Genomic DNA, 13669 nt, shown 5'->3' on the forward strand with positions numbered 1-13669 from the left:
GTAAAACAAAAGGCAGAAGAGGAAACTCTCCTGCCTTTTTTTATCCATTTTACAGCCTGTAAAACTGTATATATCGTAGAAATCGTCGTTGAAATGGCGCCTTGAATTTGGCGAAAAGCCAAGTAATTGGCGAAAGCTAAGTTTTTGGTTTTATTGCAAATATAATGTGATGTAAAACTGTGAAATAGCTCGAATCGTTTGCTTAAATTGGGTAGTATTCGCTAGATTATCCACTACTCGTGAAACTTTGACATGAAACTAACACTTAAGCAGAAGTTAATAGGTGCTAGCCTATCTGCTGTTGTCGTTATGGCAACAGCGTTAACTTGGTTATCAGCAAACCAATTATTTGAACAGACTCGTAACGGCGTATACCTGCGAGCTGAAAGCGTATCAGAAGCAGCATCTGAAGGTATTAAAAACTGGATTGATATCCGCACCGATATCGCATCAGCATTTAATGACTTTTCACGAGAGGATGATGTTGTTCCTTTCCTTAAGCAAGCTCGTGTAGCGGGTGGCTTTGACGATATCTTTTTAGGTACTCCAGAAGGCGGAATGTACCGTTCACATCCTGAACGTAATCGCGCCGGTTACGATCCTCGTCAACGCCCTTGGTACCAGGAAGCAAACGCAGCCGGTAAGCAAATTATTACAACCGCTTATCAAGATGCGATTACCCAAGCGCTTCTAGTTACGATTGCTGAACCTGTTCGTCATAACGGTAAGCTTGTTGGTGTTGTTGGTGCGGATGTACTTATTGATCAACTAGTCAACGATGTTATCAGCTTAGATGTTGGTGACAACGCTTACGCAATGCTCATTGATGCCTCTGACGGCACATTCCTAGCACACCCAGACTCAGCACTGAGCCTTAAGCCTGTAAGCCAGCTTTCAAACGACATTTCTATGCCTATCATCGAAAACGCAGTGCGTACGGGTAGCATCGAGATCATCAAAGAGCGCGGTGCTGAGAAGCTTCTTTACTTCACTAATGTGCCTAATACGAACTGGATTTTTGCAGTTCAGATGGACAAAGCAACTGAAGAAGCGAATCACTCAACACTACTTACTCAGTTGATCACAACGGCGGTCATTATTACGTTAATCGTAATCGTATTAGTGTCCTGGTTAGTGAGCTTCCTATTCCGTGATTTGAACCGTGTTTCAGCGGCACTTGAAGAAATTGCTTCAGGTGAGGGCGACCTTACACAACGTCTTGAGCCTAAGAGCGATGACGAAATTGGTAAGCTTGCTGAAAACTTCAACCGTTTTGTAGGCAACATGCACACCATGGTGATCAAGCTAAGCGAAGTATCTGCTGCGCTAGGTAACCAAGCACGTCAAACGGCTTCTCAAGCTGAAGAGCGTAGTGCTCGCATTCAGATGCAACAAGACGAAATCAATATGGTAGCAACAGCCGTGAACGAAATGGCTGCAGCAACACAAGAGATTGCGGGTAATGCTGATCAAACTGCACAGAATTCATCTGAAGCTGTTGGCGCGTGTGAGCACGGTACGGGTCAAGTTACACAGACTCAAAGCTCAATCCAAAACCTTGCACAAGAAGTTCAAGTTGCAACGAACGTGATTCTTGAGCTTGAAGAGCACGGCAATAGCATCAACGCTATCTTGTCCAATATCCAAGGCATTGCTGAACAAACTAACTTACTTGCACTTAACGCAGCGATTGAAGCTGCCCGTGCTGGCGAACAAGGTCGCGGTTTTGCGGTTGTTGCTGATGAAGTGAGAGTTTTGAGCCAACGTACACACGGTTCAACTCAAGAAATTCAACAAACGATTGAATTACTGCAAGGTACAACGGGCAAAGCGGTAAGTATCATGAACGATAGCCGAACGCTTGCTGAAACCAGTGTTGATGACTCAAACTCAGCGGCCGCTAGCTTAACGCAAATTCATGCTGCTGTTGAACGTATCAGTGATATGGCGACTCAAATCGCTTCTGCTGCAGAAGAGCAAGCGTCAGTAACGTCTGAGATTACTCGTAACACTGAAGGAATCCGTGACGTATCTAACGAGCTAGCAGGTGAAGCGCACCAAGCTGCAGAACAAGCTGCTCAGCTTTCTGAACTGTCTAATGAACTAGAAAATGAAATCAGCCGTTTTAAGCTGTAATTATAGATAGATAGATAGATAGATAGATAGATAGATAGATAGAAGCCCCAACTTAGGTTGGGGCTTTTTTATGTTCGCTTTTTAGAAGAAGCAAAATGTCGTGATCTAATCATGCTGGGCTATTGTTTATTGAAGGTTAAACAGCCCGAGCGTGACACCGAATATGTTTTATTATGGCCTCTAAGCCTTGACTCCGACTGGCGCTAAGCTGAGATTTTAGGTCTAGCTGGCGGAACCAGTCTTTAATATCGAATTCTAGAACGCTCGCGGGTTGTTGGTTGTTATAGGCGATCAACACCAACGCCAACAAACCTTTAACTAATGAAGAATCGCTGGTCGCTTGTATCGACATTTTATTCTGTTGACCGATGGAAAGATCTAGCCATACATTACTTTGGCAGCCTGCGATAAGATGTGTTTTATTCATCTTTGTCACAGGGAAGGGCTCTAATCGGTCCCCCAATTCTATCAAATACATGTAACGTTGTTCCCAGTCAGCGCATCGCTCGAAGTTTTTCTGGAGCTTTTCAGGGGACATAAGCTACCTTAACAGTTGGTGGATTCGTTTTAGTGATTGGCACAAGGCGTCTATGTCTTTGGGCCTTGTGTACATGCCAATCGATGCGCGACACAGCGAGTTTTGACCGAGTCGTTTTATAAGGGGCATTGCGCAGAGATGTCCGGTACGAATCGCAATACCATACCTATCTAAGAATGAACCGACATCAAAAGAGTGTTGGTTTTTCATATTAAAGGCCAAAACGCCGGTGCGGTTATCATCGTCGCCATAGAGCTCTATTGCTGGTACCTGTCTAATGCTCTCCACCAAATAATTCATTATGTTTTTTTCATAGCCAGAGATCTCTTTGAAGCCGATAGCTTCAATGTAGTCTAGAGCGGCGCCTAAACCTAAAATGCCGGCAATATTCGGAGTACCTGCTTCGAACTTCCATGGCGCTTGGCCAAACGAGGTTCCCAAAGGCAGGGTCACTTGATCGATCATGGCTCCGCCGCCTTCCCATGGCACCATGTTGTCGAGGTGTATTTTTTTGCATAAAGCACGCCGATGCCTGTCGGGCCATACAATTTGTGCCCAGAGAAGGCGTAGAAATCACAATCGAGGTCCGTCACATTGACTTTATGGTGCATGACAGCTTGAGCCCCGTCGACTAACACGGGGACTTTTGCTTTATGTGCAGCTTTGACTATCGTTTTAATTGGGTTTACGCGGCCTAGAACATTCGATACGTGGCTAATCGCCAGCAGTTTTGTCTTTGTATTCATTAACGAGACAAGGTCGTTGAGATTCAAATAGCCATTTTTTGCCATTGGCCAAACACGAATGTTGACATTATAAATTTCAGAAAGCATCTGCCAAGGAACAAGGTTAGCGTGATGCTCCATTTCCGTCACGATGATTTCGTCACCCGCTTTTAACCTAGGGCGTAAATAGCTATTCGCAACGAGATTGATGGCCTCTGTCGTCCCTTTTGTGAAAACAATACTTTCTCGGGATTTAGCTGAAATGAACTGCGCAAGTTTTTCTCTCACTTGTTCCATTTCTTCGGTTGCTTTAGAGCTTAGGTAATGGACACCTCGATGAACACTCGCATAATCATGTTGATAAAACTGAGTCATGCGGTCGATAACGATTTGAGGGGTTTGGGCCGTCGCAGCACTGTCTAAATAGACCAAAGGCTTGTCGTAAACTTGAGTTCTTAGAGCTGGGAAGTCGTTAAACCAAGGGCTTGTCTTTTCGCTCGAATCAATCATTAGGACATCCTTTATTGAGTGACGCATTGATTTTATCTATCGCAGATTGTCTTAGGGCGGGGTGTTTAATTCTCTCGGTAACGCCAATGACAAACGCAGAGGTAATCATGTGTTCGGCTCGTTCTTTTGGTATACCTCTAGAGCGTAAGTAGTTGATTTGGTTTGGGTCGATTTGCCCTGTTGTTGCACCATGGCTGCATTTAACATCATCGGCATAAATCTCTAATTGAGGTTTAGAGTTAACTTGGGCGTCATCGCCTAGAATCAGACTGTGGGTGTCCATTTGCCCGTCTGTTTTTTGCGCGGTAGGGTCAACATAGATCATGCCGTCGAAAACAGACTTAGATTGGTTTCGAGCGATGGTTTTATGATTTTGTTCACTTTGGCAGTGGGGAGAGTTGTGTTTCAAATAGGTGCGAGTATCAAAAACTGCCTCACCTTGAGGTAGGGAAATACTGTCCATAGCGACAAAACCTTGTTCGCCAGTCAGTTCTGAACTTACTTGATGTCGTATCAATTGGCCGGAGTAGAGCAAGCAACAAGAGTAGGCGCTAGCATGCGCATTAACTATCAAATCGTTGTGACCGAAGTGATGTTGACTTAAGGCCTCTTCGACAATTTTAGTGTGATGATAGTGAGCACCACAACCAACGTGTTGTGTTAAGCGAGATAATGTTACGCCTCCACCACTACCTTGTGAAACATGGTGTTCGATGACGGTGACTTCCGCATGAGCTGCGACTTCAATATGGCTTCTGTAGCTTGATACATCACCTTGTTTTTCGGAATTGATATGCAGAAGATAAATAGGTTTCGATACCTGCGTATTCGCTTCGACCTCGATTAATACGCCACTTGAAGCGGTAGCATCAGTAATATAGGTAAAAGCGTCTGGCTTTATTGAACGAGATAGCTCATCGATTTCAATTGGAGAGAGCGCGCAGATGGGAGTCACTCGAACTTTTGGAATCCAGTCGGAGTATCGAGCTAAAAAGAAGCCGTCGACGAAGACTAATCGATAAGCATCAATGTCTAAACTGAATTTGTTGTATGGCGTGTTAGCTGTCGACTGCTGTGGTGCGCTGCTTAGCTCTAGTTCGTTTAATCGGTCAAGAGGCGTGTATTTCCAGTCCTCATGTTGAGGGGACGGTAACTCAACCCCAAGCAATTTAGACCATTGTTTTTTTTGCCACTCATGCGGTCGAACAAGGGTTTCAAATGAATCAAGCAATGAATGTTTATTGTTCATCAATGATCCACCCATAGCCTTTCTCTTCTAATTCTTGAGCTAACGTGTGGTCACCAGATTTTACAATCTTTCCTTGGTACAACACGTGCACGAAATCTGGTTTGATGTAATTGAGGATACGTTGATAGTGCGTGACCAAAATGAAAGCTCGTTGCTCATTCTGCAGCGCGTTTACACCTTCAGAGACGGCTTTAAGGGCATCAATATCTAGACCTGAGTCGGTCTCGTCTAGTATACAAAGATCAGGTGAGAGCACCGCCATTTGTAGAATGTCATTGCGCTTTTTCTCTCCACCAGAGAATCCCTCATTGACAGAGCGTTGGAGTAAATTTGCCGGCATCTTCAACAATTGCGCTTTTTCTTCCAATAGATCTTCAAAGTCAAAACGATCGATTGGTTCTAAGCCTCGATATTCACGAACCTCGTTGAGAGCTGTATTTAGAAAGAGTTTGTTACTGACACCTGGAATTTCGACAGGGCACTGAAAGGCTAAAAATACCCCTTCACCGGCTCTTTCCTCTGGATCTAGCTCTGTAAGATCTTGACCTTTGAAAACAATCTCACCACTGACGACCTCGTAATCATCCTTGCCTGCCAGTGTGGCGGATAGGGTACTTTTTCCCGACCCATTCGGTCCCATAATTGCGTGAACTTCACCAGGTTTAACAGTTAGGTTAATACCTTTTAGGATAGTATTTTCTTCAACGCTGACATGTAAATTTTTAATTTCTAACATTTTATCCCACACTATGCTCGAGGCTGATTGATAGAAGTTTTTGCGCTTCAACAGCGAATTCGAGTGGTAATTCTGAAAATACGTCTTTACAAAAACCATTGACGATCATGGATATGGCGTTGTCTTCACTGATCCCTCTTTGGGTGCAGTAAAACAGTTGATCTTGGCCAATTCGAGAGGTCGTCGCTTCGTGTTCAACGTGAGCAGACGGGTTTTTGACTTCGATATAAGGAAAAGTGTGAGCCCCACATTCGGCGCCGATTAACATTGAATCGCACTGAGTGAAGTTTCTCGCACCTTCTGCGTTGGGGGTGACTTTAACCAGCCCTCGGTAACTGTTCTGGCTTTTGCCTGCTGAAATCCCTTTTGAAATGATGGTAGAGCGAGAGTGTTTTCCTATATGAACCATCTTAGTGCCGGTATCGGCTTGTTGAACGCCATTCGTTAAAGCGACGGAGAAAAACTCACCGACAGAGTAGTCTCCTTTGAGAATCACGCTTGGGTACTTCCACGTTATCGCAGAGCCTGTTTCTGATTGAGTCCAAGACATTTTGCTGTACTCGCCTTCGCAAACCGCACGTTTGGTTACGAAGTTGAGTATGCCGCCTTGTGAATCCTCTGCTCCTGAGAACCAGTTTTGCACAGTGGAATATTTAACTTCAGCACGCTTGTGAATGATGACTTCTACGACGGCGGCGTGAAGCTGATAGGTATCTCTCATCGGGGCAGAGCAACCTTCGATGTAGCTGACGTATGAGTCCTCATCAGCCACTAAAATTGTTCTTTCAAACTGGCCTGTTTTTGCTTGGTTTATTCGAAAGTAGGTAGAGAGTTCTCTTGGGCATCTCACACCTTTAGGGATGTAAACAAAAGTGCCGTCAGAGGCAACAGAGGCATTCAAAGCCGCAAAGAAGTTATCTTCAGGTGGAACAACGGTGCCTAGGTATTGCTGCACGAGTTCAGGGTATTCTTGGATAGCTTCGCTGAATGAACAGAAGATGATTCCGAGTTCTTTCAGTTCGTTTTGATAGGTAGTGGTGACGGAAACTGAATCGAAGATTGCATCAACAGCAATTTCTGAACCTTCTCTAACTGGAATCCCCAGTGTTTCAAAGGCTGTCTCGACTTCTTCGGTTAAAAATTCATTCGAGCCATCATCACTATCTTTGTCACAACTATCTTTGTCGCAGCTAGAGCAACTTGGGGCGGAGTAGTAACTGTAATCTTGGTAATTTAGGTCTGGATAATCGGCTTTTAACCAATGCGGTTCCTCCATCGTTCGCCATTTACGGAATGCTTTGAGACGAAACTCCAACATCCATTCGGGTTCGTTACGTTTTGCGGAGATTGCTCGAACGACTTGTTCGTTGATTCCCTTCGACAAAGTATCTGAAGATAACTCAGTGTAGAAACCTTCACGATAGTGACTGCTCTGCAGTAACTCTGTAACTTCAGACTGCGTTTCTAATGCGCACATGGTTAAACTCCAAAACTCTCGCCACATCCACAAAGGTTCTTCACTTTGGGATTATTGTATACAAAATTACTGTTTAAACCCTGACGCACAAAGTCGATCTCTGTGCCATCGATCATAGGTAGGGCTTTGAGTGCAATATAGAAAATGACGTCATGTGATTCGTACTTGATGTCGTCATCGGATGGCGAATCGATCAGCGCCACTTCATATGCAAACCCCGTACAGCCAGAGGACTTAACCGTGAGGTGGAAGTGCTTTTGCCCATGTGATAACTGGGAAATTCTGTTTGCGGCACTTTCACTTAACGTAACGCCTTGCCACTCCATATCATGTATGGATATGTCATTAGAACCGGAACTCGAAATACTCACCTTACTGCTCCATATTTGACTGGTGACAATAGATGATATTGATTATCATTTGCATATCAGCCATGTATTGTCTATGGCCTTTAGGTCGGGGATCAATATGTTGACAAAACATAAATCCCAAATACTATATGTGCCATTATTTATTAATAATGATTATCATTAAGATTTAATTGAGGTTGTATAATATGGATGTCATCGTTTATTCCAAGCCACAGTGTGTGCAATGCACAGCAACGGTTAAGGCGTTACAGAGCAAAGGTATTGAGCATACAGTTGTTGATTTAACGTGCGACGAAATCGCAATGGAAAGAGTTCAATCAATGGGTTATCGACAAGCTCCCGTGGTTGTCGCCAATGACCGCCATTGGTCCGGTTTTAGACCTGACATGATCAGCGCGTTGGGTTAATGATTGTTTATTATTCTAGCGCTTCAGGGAATACGAAGCGGTTTGTCGAACAGCTAGGATTACCTGCGATCAGGCTTCCTACTGAGGCCAATGAAAGGGCGCTAGAGATTGAGCAACCATTCGTACTCATATGCCCGACTTATGCCGATGGTGAGGGGCGAGGAGCTGTGCCTAACTCTGTTATAAGTCTATTGAATAACCCGAATAATCGAGCATTGATTAAAGGTGTGATTGCTTCGGGAAATCGAAACTTTGGAGCTCTTTTTGCTCGCGGAGGTGCCATTGTCGCTGAAAAATGCAATGTACCGCTGTTGTATCGTTTCGAACTATCTGGAACCCAGAGCGATATTGATATCGTGACAAATGGGTTAGAACAATTTTGGAAACATCATGGATAACCACTTTGAGAACGAGTCCCTTGACTACCATGCTTTAAACGCAATGTTGAATCTACTTGATGAACAAGGGACGATTCGGTTTGAGGCAGATAAGCAAGCGGCTCGACAGTTTTTCTTACAACACGTTAATCAAAATACCGTTTTCTTTCATAATTTAGACGAGAAGATCGACTATTTGCTCAGAGAGGGATATTACGAGGCTCAAGTTATTGAGCAATATGATCGCAGTTTTCTTCATCAAATCTGGGCAAACGCCTATCAAGCCAAATTTCGATTCCGCACGTTCTTAGGTGCTTATAAGTTTTTTACTTCCTATGCACTGAAAACTCGTGATGGTAAGCGATATTTAGAAAGGTTCGAAGACCGAGTGGTTATGACTGCACTGTTACTGGCTCGTGGTGACTATGAATTTGCACTGGCACTAATGGAAGAAATCATTCATCAACGCTTTCAACCGGCTACGCCCACTTTTATTAACTCCGGTAAAAAGAGCCGTGGTGAATTGATCTCCTGCTTTTTGTTGAGAATCGAAGACAATATGGAGAGCATCGGTCGTGCGATTAACTCATCGTTGCAACTCTCACGTCGTGGCGGTGGTGTTGCTTTACTTCTGACGAACTTAAGAGAGCAAGGTGCGCCCATTAAGGGGATCTTAAATCAAAGTTCAGGTGTCGTCCCTGTGATGAAATTGCTTGAAGACAGTTTCTCGTATGCTAACCAATTGGGGTCTAGGCAAGGCGCGGGTGCTGTCTATCTCAATGTTCACCATCCAGACATCATGCAATTTCTTGATACAAAAAGAGAAAATGCCGATGAAAAAATCAGAATTAAGACCTTGAGCCTTGGTGTTGTCATTCCCGATATTACTCTGGAATTAGCCAAGCAAAACAAAGATATGTACTTGTTTTCTCCTCATGATGTTGAGCGAGTGTATGGCGTACCTTTCTCTGAAATTAGCGTGACGGAGAAGTACCATGAAATGGTGGACGACCCGAGGATCCGCAAAGGGAAAATGAGTGCAAGAGGCCTTTTCCAAACGCTTGCCGAGATCCAATTTGAGTCGGGCTATCCATACATTATGTTTGAAGATACGGTTAATCAGGCTAACCCCATTCAGGGGCGTGTAAATATGTCTAACTTGTGTTCGGAAATATTACAGGTTAACGAGGCGTCAAATTATGATGATGACTTGAACTATAGTCATATCGGGCGAGATATTTCGTGCAATTTAGGCTCGATCAACATTGCCAAAGCCTTGGATGGAGGTCGACTATCTCAAACCGTTGACACCGCAATTCGAGCATTAAATGCAGTGTCAGAGATGAGCGCAATCAACAGTGTTCCTTCGATAAGAAAGGGCAACGATGAAAGTCACGCTATTGGTTTAGGTCAGATGAACTTGCATGGTTTTTTGGCTAGAGAACGCATTCACTATGATTCACCAGAGGCCATTGATTTCACCAGCAGTTATTTTGCCTGTGTTTTATATCACTGTCTCGTGGCTTCCAATAAGTTGGCACAAGAGAAAAAGAGTACGTTCAAAGGGTTCGAAGATTCTAGTTACAGTGATGGGTCTTTCTTCGACAAATATTTGCAGCAGGATTTCTCGCCAAAATTGGACGTGGTCCAAGATCTCTTTAGCCGTTTAGATATACGAATACCCACCGTGTCTGAGTGGAACGAATTGAAACAACTCGTCATGAGCTCAGGGCTATACAACCGATACTTACAGGCCATTCCTCCTACAGGCTCAATTAGCTATATCAACGACTCTACCGCTTCTATTCATCCCGTTACCGCTAAAGTGGAGATAAGAAAAGAGGGTAAAATTGGGCGAGTTTACTTCCCTGCGCCGTATTTGAATAACTCCAATTTAGAGTACTTCCGTGATGCCTTTTCTATAGGCCCTAAGGCAATAATCGATGTCTATGCAGCGGCCACCGAACATGTTGATCAAGGCCTTTCATTAACTTTGTTTTTTGACGATGAGGTAACGACGAGAGATATCAACAAAGCTCAGATCTACGCATGGAAAAAGAAAATTAAAACGCTTTACTACATCCGAATGCGACAGAAAGCATTAGAAGGTACTCAAGTCGAAGGGTGCGTGTCGTGCTCACTGTAATAAAGGGATAAACGCAATGAAAAAAATGGAATCCGGACCTGTTCAAGCGATTAACTGGAATCGTATGATTGATGGTAAAGATCTAGAGATTTGGAATCGCCTAACGGTTAATTTTTGGCTGCCTGAAAAGATACCTTTATCCAATGATATTCAAACATGGAAGCAACTAACTGAAGAAGAGCAAACGCTAACGATTAGAGTTTTTACCGGTTTAACGTTACTCGACACGATTCAGAATACGGTGGGTGCGCCAGCCTTGATGGAAGATGCGAGAACACCTCATGAAGAAGCGGTATTAACCAACATCGCGTTTATGGAGGCAGTTCATGCTCGTAGCTACTCTTCTGTATTCTCAACTTTGTGTACTACGCCGCAAATTGATGAAGCGTTTCGCTGGGCTGAAGAGAACCCTCTGTTACAGAAAAAAGCACAGATTATCCTCGACGATTATTTGGCTGAAGGCGACCCGCTAAAGAAAAAAGTGGCCAGTGTTTTTCTAGAGAGTTTCTTATTCTATTCTGGGTTTTATCTACCCATGCATTGGTCGAGTCGGGCAAAACTGACCAATACAGCGGATTTGATCCGTCTGATTATTCGTGATGAGGCGATTCATGGTTACTACATTGGATACAAATTTCAACTCGCTTACCAATCTCTTAGTGAGGAAGAACAGGCGAGAGTTAAGGATGAAGCTTATTCATTAATGTTTTCTCTTTATGAAATCGAAACACAATATACCGAATCGCTTTATGATCCTGTTGGCTTAACTGAAGATGTGAAGCATTTTTTACATTACAATGCCAACAAAGCGTTGATGAATCTCGGGTTTGAAGCATTGTTCCCAGATGAACTCTGTCAGGTAAACCCTGCTATCATGGCTGCATTGTCACCGAATGCTGACGAAAATCATGACTTCTTTTCTGGTTCTGGATCTTCTTATGTCATAGGTAAAGCTGTCGCTACCGAAGACGATGACTGGGATTTTTGAACGAATAGCCCGAGTATGAACTCGGGCTTGAAAGAGGATTACTTACCCTTGAATCGACATCATCGTTCTAAGGCTTGCCGTTTGAAAGTTAGGTCACTCAGACGGCAAATTTTGCTTTAACTCTAAAAGCATTTTATAAGCACTTTCGCCAGACATTTCGTATGGGTTAAATTGATCCGAAGTCGAAAATTGTAAGTTCAACAGTTCAGTCAAATTAGACTGCGGAATGTCTCCCATCGACCAATCTCCAAACTCTCGACAATCAACTTCCTTAAAATACAGTATGGTCACTCTCTCGTGCCGCTTATCGTTTAGGATGTGATTGTAGGTATGGTTTACCGCCTCCCTAGAGCCTTCAATGCATTGAAGAAAGTACTTTTGATTATGACTGAGAAGCCCTGTTAGATGGCTCTGCCGATTGTGGTCTCGTGAGATAGTGAGTATTTCATCCAGTGCTTTGGAATCACAACATTCGGAAAGTGTACTGACATAAATTAACCGAGTTAGGAACATAGGCATCATTTCGAATTTTTGTTCAAAGGGTATTAATAAATATAAGCCAAGCTCATGGAATTGCGAGTTATTGGCCTAATTGTCACTCGGTGGCTTTTGGAAGAGAGGATGGTGATGAAGTAGCAAAGGACAGCTAGCAAGATGCGCTAAAATGAGCCGAATGTTGTTCATTCAATCATTCTAGCGACCTACTTGCATCGAGTCTCTCGTTAGTCGTTAAGAACCGAAATCGATTCGACGTTGGAAGATGCATCGAATCGAACATTGACCAATACGCTTTCACGTTCGAAAGTCACATCATCAAAATCAGTGGCTGCGATCTTAAATCCATTCCTTGCGAATAAACTGGTCACTGTTGTTCGTTGTTTCTGTTCCATGGCGCTTGTCAGTAGTTCGTTCATTGTGATCTCCATTAAGTAACCGTGTGCATAGTGTAAGCGTACAGGGTCTACGTTATGAGTTCAATTGCTTAATCAATAAGCTGTGTTGATGAGTTCAATTGAATGATTTTGGCATTCCAAAATGTGATGAATAAGAGGGTGGGTGGTCGTATTACCTATGATAAGTATGGTGTAATGTGACCACCGTTCAGTATACTTTTGGGTAGGGATTTATTTAAAAAACTCAATGTAATAAGTGGTTACAAAACACAGGGGGTCGCATCAATTTGTGGAGAGTAAGTCACCTAATGAAGCTTCTTTTTTTGAAATGTTGAATGTCAAAGTAGTGTTGTACTGCGCATTTGAATCCAAGAGTAATTATTAAATAAGTTTGATTTTAATGAATCGTTAGTTGCGGTACTTATGCTATTTTGTCGCAATGAATACTTAGTGAGTAGCCTAAATAATTAATATGGGAAACGAAAGCAATGAAGGGAATGAAAAAGTTTATTACTCTATTTTTGGTATTGCTCTGCTTTGGTGTCAGCCATGTTCAGGCCAATGATGCGCGACTTAAGCAAGCTTACCAAAATCACCAAAGTGATGTTCAAGTACGTGGGTCGGGTTTAGTTTCACGATTACTTCCAGACGATAATAAAGGCTCTCGACATCAGAAGTTTATCTTAAGGCTCGACAGCGGACAAACTTTGCTGGTGGCACATAATATTGATTTAGCTCCTCGTATTCAGGGATTGAGAAAGGGCGATAGAGTTGAATTTTATGGGGAGTATGAATGGAACAAGAAAGGTGGGGTGATGCACTGGACTCACAAAGATCCTCGGAATCACCATGCTCATGGCTGGCTAAAACATAATGGGAAAATATACGAGTAGACGTACTTGGCATGGCATCTCTGCCATTAAAGAGTATCTATAGAGTGTTAGAGATAGGCGGTGGAAAGCATGTCTCTCACTGGGTTTTGTTGTAACTTGGTTTTTTTGTAATTTAATAATTTGTGGCTTTATGATTGAAGTGAATTATTTAGTTCAAGTCGTGAGTATTCCCTATCTGGCAGGGTAGTTGTCACTGTTAAAATTTAACCAGTTTGGGCGATAA

At 43.2% G+C, this 13669-nt stretch carries 13 protein-coding genes and 1 pseudogene; 6 read left to right on the forward strand and 8 right to left on the reverse strand.

Annotation, left to right across the window (positions count from 1 at the left end; translation table 11 throughout):
* The first annotated feature begins 252 nt into the window (after positions 1-252).
* Positions 253-2136, forward strand: a complete 1884-nt coding sequence (locus AB6D80_RS04140; protein ID WP_017101414.1) for a methyl-accepting chemotaxis protein — start codon at positions 253-255, stop codon at positions 2134-2136.
* 136 nt (positions 2137-2272) lie between these two features.
* On the opposite strand, the gene AB6D80_RS04145 is transcribed toward AB6D80_RS04140, so the two are convergent.
* The 6 genes and pseudogenes from AB6D80_RS04145 to AB6D80_RS04170 all read right to left on the reverse strand — a co-directional run bounded on the left by AB6D80_RS04145 (position 2273) and on the right by AB6D80_RS04170 (position 7742).
* A complete protein-coding gene (locus AB6D80_RS04145) occupies positions 2273-2674 on the reverse strand; it encodes a SufE family protein (protein WP_372187832.1) in 402 nt (133 codons plus the stop codon).
* Between the two features lie 3 nt (positions 2675-2677).
* A pseudogene (locus AB6D80_RS04150) lies at positions 2678-3909 on the reverse strand (SufS family cysteine desulfurase).
* Positions 3902-5158: a Fe-S cluster assembly protein SufD gene (gene sufD / locus AB6D80_RS04155; protein WP_241810847.1), complete on the reverse strand. Its 1257-nt coding sequence runs from the start codon at positions 5156-5158 to the stop codon at positions 3902-3904. The pseudogene AB6D80_RS04150 and the gene sufD overlap by 8 nt, the downstream one beginning before the upstream one ends.
* Positions 5148-5894: a Fe-S cluster assembly ATPase SufC gene (gene sufC / locus AB6D80_RS04160; RefSeq protein WP_372187834.1), complete on the reverse strand. Its 747-nt coding sequence runs from the start codon at positions 5892-5894 to the stop codon at positions 5148-5150. Before sufC ends, sufD begins: the two co-directional genes overlap by 11 nt.
* A gap of 1 nt (position 5895) precedes the next feature.
* The gene (sufB, locus tag AB6D80_RS04165) at positions 5896-7371 is read right to left on the reverse strand and encodes a Fe-S cluster assembly protein SufB (RefSeq protein ID WP_372187836.1); all 1476 of its coding nucleotides are present in this window, start codon (positions 7369-7371) and stop codon (positions 5896-5898) included.
* A 2-nt stretch (positions 7372-7373) separates the two neighbouring features.
* Positions 7374-7742, reverse strand: a complete 369-nt coding sequence (locus AB6D80_RS04170) for an iron-sulfur cluster assembly accessory protein (protein ID WP_009847125.1) — start codon at positions 7740-7742, stop codon at positions 7374-7376.
* A gap of 185 nt (positions 7743-7927) precedes the next feature.
* Here AB6D80_RS04170 and nrdH point away from each other — a divergent pair, with 185 nt between their 5' ends.
* From nrdH to nrdF, 4 genes are read left to right on the forward strand one after another with little or no spacing between them, the layout of a single operon-like run.
* On the forward strand, positions 7928-8149 hold the full coding sequence (gene nrdH / locus AB6D80_RS04175; RefSeq protein ID WP_009847124.1) for a glutaredoxin-like protein NrdH: 222 nt from the start codon (positions 7928-7930) through the stop codon (positions 8147-8149).
* Positions 8149-8547, forward strand: coding sequence for a class Ib ribonucleoside-diphosphate reductase assembly flavoprotein NrdI (gene nrdI / locus AB6D80_RS04180; RefSeq protein ID WP_012604288.1), 399 nt, complete (start codon positions 8149-8151; stop codon positions 8545-8547). The genes nrdH and nrdI overlap by 1 nt, the downstream gene beginning before the upstream one ends.
* A complete protein-coding gene (gene nrdE / locus AB6D80_RS04185; RefSeq protein ID WP_372187837.1) occupies positions 8540-10672 on the forward strand; it encodes a class 1b ribonucleoside-diphosphate reductase subunit alpha in 2133 nt (710 codons plus the stop codon). The genes nrdI and nrdE overlap by 8 nt, the downstream gene beginning before the upstream one ends.
* 16 nt (positions 10673-10688) lie before the next feature.
* Positions 10689-11660, forward strand: a complete 972-nt coding sequence (gene nrdF / locus AB6D80_RS04190) for a class 1b ribonucleoside-diphosphate reductase subunit beta (RefSeq protein ID WP_372187839.1) — start codon at positions 10689-10691, stop codon at positions 11658-11660.
* A 93-nt stretch (positions 11661-11753) separates the two neighbouring features.
* Here nrdF and AB6D80_RS04195 read toward each other — a convergent pair whose 3' ends face one another.
* Together AB6D80_RS04195 and AB6D80_RS04200 are read right to left on the reverse strand one after the other, a co-directional pair.
* Positions 11754-12173 (reverse strand): BLUF domain-containing protein, encoded by a 420-nt coding sequence (locus AB6D80_RS04195; protein WP_017097344.1) that lies wholly within the window; start codon positions 12171-12173, stop codon positions 11754-11756.
* Positions 12174-12382: 209 nt separating this feature from the next.
* Positions 12383-12574, reverse strand: a complete 192-nt coding sequence (locus tag AB6D80_RS04200; protein ID WP_009847119.1) for a hypothetical protein — start codon at positions 12572-12574, stop codon at positions 12383-12385.
* 476 nt (positions 12575-13050) lie between these two features.
* On the opposite strand from AB6D80_RS04200, the gene AB6D80_RS04205 reads away from it, so the two are divergent.
* Positions 13051-13446 carry a DUF3465 domain-containing protein gene (locus tag AB6D80_RS04205; RefSeq protein WP_029222999.1) on the forward strand — a complete coding sequence of 132 codons (396 nt, stop codon included), beginning with the start codon at positions 13051-13053 and terminating at the stop codon, positions 13444-13446.
* Positions 13447-13669: the final 223 nt, after the last annotated feature.

It is taken from the genome of Vibrio sp. 10N.247.310.17, from assembly GCF_041466605.1.
In the GTDB taxonomy this organism is placed as follows: domain Bacteria; phylum Pseudomonadota; class Gammaproteobacteria; order Enterobacterales; family Vibrionaceae; genus Vibrio; species Vibrio tasmaniensis_A.